At 66.3% G+C, this 5736-nt stretch carries 4 protein-coding genes; 2 read left to right on the forward strand and 2 right to left on the reverse strand.

Going from position 1 to position 5736, the window contains the following annotated elements:
• A partial coding sequence (locus tag A5711_RS15835) for a PucR family transcriptional regulator (RefSeq protein ID WP_067948091.1) occupies positions 1-1226 on the reverse strand: 1226 nt, incomplete at its 3' end.
• A 155-nt stretch (positions 1227-1381) separates the two neighbouring features.
• Positions 1382-2158, reverse strand: a complete 777-nt coding sequence (locus A5711_RS15840; RefSeq protein WP_067948092.1) for a GAP family protein — start codon at positions 2156-2158, stop codon at positions 1382-1384.
• A 761-nt stretch (positions 2159-2919) separates the two neighbouring features.
• Between A5711_RS15840 and A5711_RS15845 the strand changes: the two genes are divergently transcribed.
• Positions 2920-3141 carry an MbtH family protein gene (locus A5711_RS15845; protein WP_067948094.1) on the forward strand — a complete coding sequence of 74 codons (222 nt, stop codon included), beginning with the start codon at positions 2920-2922 and terminating at the stop codon, positions 3139-3141.
• A 53-nt stretch (positions 3142-3194) separates the two neighbouring features.
• On the forward strand, positions 3195-5736 hold a 2542-nt coding region (locus A5711_RS15850), incomplete at its 3' end, for an amino acid adenylation domain-containing protein (protein WP_231987491.1).

The following is a 5736-nucleotide window of genomic DNA, read 5'->3' on the forward strand; positions in this document are numbered from 1 at the left end:
ATGTCATCCCACGATTCGTCGTAGGCGGGGGCCGCGGATCCGGGTGACGACTCGTGCAGCGCCAGGCATTCGTCGGCCTCCTGACGCGCGGCGGCCAGATCGGTCACCGTGGCCGGCCCGCTGACGCCGGCCAACAAGGCCACCCCTTCGGGCAGGGCCGCTTCGAGACCGGTGACCCAGCGGCGCGCCACCGCGGCCTGCTCTCCGGGCAGCACGGTGTAGATGGTGTTGCCTGCCAAGGCGCTGCGACCGGGCCGTGACCAGCCGAACCCGGCGGTGGCGCGCTCAAACGCCAGCAGTAGGGCGGTGTCGCGCTTGGCGCCGACGGATGCCTGCAGCGCGATCACCCGCAGGCCGCTCTGCGGCAGGCCGAGCTTGCTTGCCGCCGTGGCGGAGTCAACGCTGCCTTCCAGTAACCGGATCACCAGTTCGGATTCGACCTGCCGCTCAAGGTCGGCGCTGGCCTGTGACCGCAGCAGGTGCAGGGCTACCGTCTGCGCGCCCTCTGCCAAGGCCGCCCTCCGAGAATCGTCCAGTGGCTCGGAGCAGGCGACCCACACCGACCCCATCAGTTCTCGGCCCGAGCGCACCGCCACGACCATGCGCCCGGTGACGCCGGATTCCGCATCGCCCTCGACGAACGATGGCTCGTCCGAATTCGCGAGATGCGTGAACACGCCACGGGCGTGGAATAGTGCGCGCAGCCGGTCCGGGGTCTGTCGGCCCAGAATGGTCTCGACCTGCGCCGGGTCGACGTGTTGCTGCAGCCGTGAATAGGCCAGCACGCGCAGCAGCGCGTCGTGAATGACGACGGGACTGCCGACCGTGTCCGCCACGCTGTCGGCCAGCGCGAAAAGATCAGTGGGGCCTCGGCCGGCCGCGGTTTCGCGGCCCTCCAGCACCAGCCCGTAGATGATCGCGGCGACCTCGCTCCAGGACAGCCTGTCGTCGACCAGCATCACCGCGCCGACGCCGGCGCCCTCGTCGAACGTCATCGGCTCGGCGTCGCCGCGCGTCAACACCAGGATTGCGTGTGCCGACTTCGCCCAGCGCACCGCCTCGCTGGGCGTTGCGGCACCGATCGCCAGGAAAACATCACCGGCCACCGCGCGCTCACCCTCGCGTATCGCCACGCTGCGCAGCTCAGTGGACCTGGGCACCGATGACCAACCCAGCCGGACCCCGTAACCACCCAGCACATTCACCAAGCGGTCCAAAGTGATCACGAGCGCTCCCAAGCCGGCCGAGAAATGAGACCCGATGCCCCTTTATCTTCCCGCTGACCTGACGCTTCTCGTACGCCGATCGGTTAACGCGCGTGCACTTCGTGCGTCAAGTGTGTTCGAGGGGGCCCTTCACACACCGCTATAGCCCGAAAGGCTCAGAGGATGTGCATGCCCTGGGCCAATTGCGTGACCCCCACGACCGTGAAGACGGTGACCAGGATTTGCCGGTGGTAGGCGCGCACCCAGTCGTGCAGCTGCCGCAGCACGGCCTGGGTTCGAGCCGGCGCGGCCACGTAACCGACCAGGATCATTTCGACGACGGAATACATCAGGAGGACGAACGCGATCGAGGCGCTGACCTGGGTGGCGACCGCTGCCCGCGAGGCCACGATGATCGCGAGGATGAACAGCACGCCGTCGACCGGCACTGAGGCCAGCCCGACCACCCAGGCGATCCACAGTGATCCTTTCTCCCACGCGCGGTGGGCGCGGTGGAGCAGGCGGTGCATGCCGGAACGCTCTTCGGCGGAGACATCCCGTGCGCGGCTCAGAAATCGCGGGACCGCGATCGGCGCATCCGGGCCCGCGGGGCCCCCCGATGCCCCGGCCTTCACCCGCTGCCGCGTCGAGAAGCGCACGGCCATGACCGCGGCGATCGACAACGCGAGGATGCCCAGCGCGATTTGGATGTGCGGGAGGGTGGAGTTCGCGGCCGGGGCGGCCGAACCGTGCCGGTGGGAGCCGAACGCGGATGTGAAGTTGAGCAGCATCAGCGGGGCAAGCAGCTCGGGCACACATACGGTGAGGCCGCCGACCCAGTAGGCAAGCAGATTCGGCCCGGGGCGCGGCCGGGAGATCATCAACAGGGCGAGGCCCAGACGCACTGGATTGAGTGCCGCCAGTATCCCCAGCCCCAGCACTGACCCCCACATTGGCGCAGCTCTACCCGCGGCCGTGGGCGTCTAAACGCCGGCACTAGCGGATTGTGACCCTGTGCGTCAATTCACATCCCGCCGCCGGTCGAGTCCGCCTTGGCGGCGAATTATCACCCCCTGCAACAACTTCGAACAACGCCCCCGCACCCGTGAACACCCACCCAACGCGGCGTGAACACGCGGGGGAGATGCGATGGTCAGACCGGCGGCTCGGTGCCGCTGCGGCAACGGCAGAGCCAGCACCCCGCTCCGCTGCCACGTCAACCCCAAGATGAATTCATTGTAGGCGGCGTCGGGACAAAGCTTTGTTTTGCTGAGTGGCGGGAACGCGCGTACAACAAATCCACGGGTTACGAATCTCTTATGTAGGAACGAAATTCACAGGTTTGACCGCACCTGCGGCCGGGTACTTGCGGACCCGTGGAGTGCGACATCCAATGTCGTAGTGCCAGCCTGTTAATGGTTCGCTGGTGCGCCGACGGAAGCCCCCGCGGAGCGGCATATGCGGTTCCCGGGTTACCGTTGGCGTTGCGGACGGTATTGCGATTCGGGTCGGGGACACAAACTGGGGCCAGGACCGCAGCCATCACGGTCACATCACGACGGGGATCTCCGCGAAGCTCATCGGCGCTCGCATCGTGCCGGTGGGAAGGTCGCCATACTGGTCGAAACTAACGGCCAATCCTGAAGCGCTGCACCGTTTCTAGTGCTGCGCGCGCAGCGCTTCTGCTCTCATCTCTGTTGTAGGAGGTCGTCAGTTGCAGCTCAATCCGTTCGACGATGACAGCGGCAAATTTTTCGTCTTGGTCAATAATGAGGAACAACACAGCCTTTGGCCCGTCTTCTCCGACGTCCCGGCCGGCTGGCGAGTGGCGTACGGCGAAGCCGACCGCGCCGCCTGTCTCGACTACATCGAACAGAACTGGCCCGACATTCGTCCGAAGAGCATGCGTGACAGGGTGTCCGCTGCTGGTTTGTGATGTGTAGACGGTCTAGGTATGAAAGAGTCGGGAAGGCTTTCGGGGGGGATTTAGTGGGATTCGGTGACCGTGCACTACCGCTGACGCGGGCGCAGCTGGATATCTGGCTCGCGCAGCAAACGGGTCACTTCGATGTGGCGTGGCAGCTCGGCGTGCTCGTGCGGATCGAGGGTGCCGTCGACCGCGCTCTGTTCGAGCAGGCCATGCGTCACGTGGTGGGCGAGGCCGAAAGCATTCGGGCGTGCTTCTTCGAGGTAGACGGCCAGGTCTTTCAGAAGGCGATCGACGCCCCAGACGTCGAGCTGGCGTTCTACGACCTGAGCGACTCGTCCGATCCCGAGCGGGAAGTCCGGGAGAGGGCGTCGGCGATCCAACGGACTCCGATGCCGCTCACCGGTCCGATGATCAACTTCTACCTGTTCCAAACGGCGCCCGATGAGTATTACTGGTTCAGCTGCTGTCACCACATAGCCATCGACGGGCTTGGCATCGCCCTGCTGGGCCGCCGAATCGCGGCTGTTTATTCCGCACTTGCCTCCGGTGCGGCCATATCTCCCGCCTTCTTCGGCACGTTGCGGGATCTCGTCAACAACGAGCTGGAGTACGCGGCATCCACCGATTACGTTTCGGATCAGGCCTATTGGGCTGAGCACCTCCCGTCGGGAAACGAATCCGATTATCGGTTGACCCAGGCCGCCAGCGAGCGCGATCCCTATGCGCCCTCGGCGCCAGTCCAATTGGACTCGTCGGTGGTCGGCTCGATCAAACAGTTGTCCAAGGCGCTGGGCATTCGCCGGTCGTCGGTCCTCACCGCAGCTTGCGCGCTCCTGGTCCGCGGACTTCGCACTGACAATTCCGACGAAGTGGTGCTCGACTTCCCGGTCAGCCGCCGACTGGATCCGGAGTCGAAGACGCATCCCGGAATGCTGGCCGGGGTGGTGCCGCTGGTGCTGAATGCGCCGCCGACGGCGACATTCGCCGACTTTCTGCAGCAGGTCGACACACGCTCACGAGAAGCGCTGCGGCATCAGCGGTTCCCGGTGCACATGCTTGGCGGCGACGGCGGCTTCCGCGGCGCTCCGCAGGCATCCAATCGGGTAGTCGTCAACTTCGTCCCCGCCAGGTTGACCCTCAGCCTCGCGGGTGTGCCCGCGACCGCGACGTACACCACGTTCGGCCCGGTCGGCCACTTCGGACTGTTCTTCCTGGGGTTCGGGGACCAGCAATACCTGAGCACGGTCGGTGTCGGACAACCCTTCTCGAACTTCGACGTCTCGGACTTGGCCGGGCGGTTGCAGGAGCTGTTGGTGGCGATGGCGGCCGATCCTTCGCGGTCGTTGTCGTCGGTGGATCTGCTCGACGAGGTTGAGTGTGTCCGGTTGGGGGAGTTTGGCAATCGAGCGGCTTTAGCCGGGCGGGCCTCACCGTCGGTGTCGGTGCCGGCGCTGTTCGCCGGGCAGGTGGCCCGGGTGCCGGAAGCGGTGGCGGTCTCGAGTGCTGGTTTGTCGGTGTCGTATCGGGAGCTGGACGCGGCGTCGAACCGGTTGGCGCACCATCTGGTGAGCCAGGGCGTGGGGCCGGGATGCACGGTCGCGTTGTTGTTGCCGCGGTCGGCGGAGGCGGTCGCGGCGATGTTGGCGGTGCTCAAGGCTGGGGCGGCGTATTTGCCGATTGATCCGGTGTCGCCGGATTCGCGAATCGGGTTTTTGCTTGGCGATGCGGCACCCGTGGTGGTGGTCACCACTTCGGAGTTGGCCGGCCGCCTCGATGGGCGCGGTATTGCGGTGATCGATGTCGATGATCGGCGCATCGACAGTTTGCCGGACACCGCGCTGCCGGAGCCGGATGCCGATGGTCTGGCGTATCTGATCTACACCTCGGGGACCACGGGTGTGCCCAAAGGTGTTGGGGTGACGCATCGCAACGTGACCCAGTTGATCGGTTCGCTGGATGCGGGATTGCCCGCGCCAGGGGTGTGGTCGCACGCTCATTCGCTGGCTTTTGACGTGTCGGTGTGGGAGATCTTTGCCCCGTTGCTGCGCGGTGGGCGGGTGGTGGTGGTCGATGACGACACCGCGCGCTCACCGGAGGATTTGCATGCGGTGCTGGTCGCTGAACGGGTGAGTGTGTTGACCCAGACGCCGTCGGCGGTGGCGATGCTGGACCCGGCCGGTTTGGACGGTGTGGCGGTGGTGCTGGCCGGAGAGGCCTGCCCGCCCGAGGTGGTGGACCGGTGGGCGCCGGGTCGGGTGCTGGTCAACGCCTATGGGCCGACCGAGACCACGATGTGCGTGGCGATCAGCGCGCCCCTGACGCCGGGTTCCGGGGCGCCCCCGATTGGTTCGCCGGTGCCCGAGGCGGGGTTGTTCGTGCTCGACGGCTGGTTGCGGCCGGTGCCGCCCGGGGTGGTGGGCGAGTTGTATGTGGCCGGGGCCGGGGTGGCCGCCGACTATATGAGCCGGGCCGGGTTGACCGGGTCGCGGTTTGTGGCGTGCCCCTTCGGGGCGCCCGGTGACCGGATGTATCGGACCGGGGATTTGGTGTGTTGGGGCGGGGATGGGCAGCTGCGGTATTTGGGCCGTGCCGATGAGTGCG

It is taken from the genome of Mycobacterium sp. E2238 (assembly GCF_001672665.1).
Lineage (GTDB): Bacteria > Actinomycetota > Actinomycetes > Mycobacteriales > Mycobacteriaceae > Mycobacterium.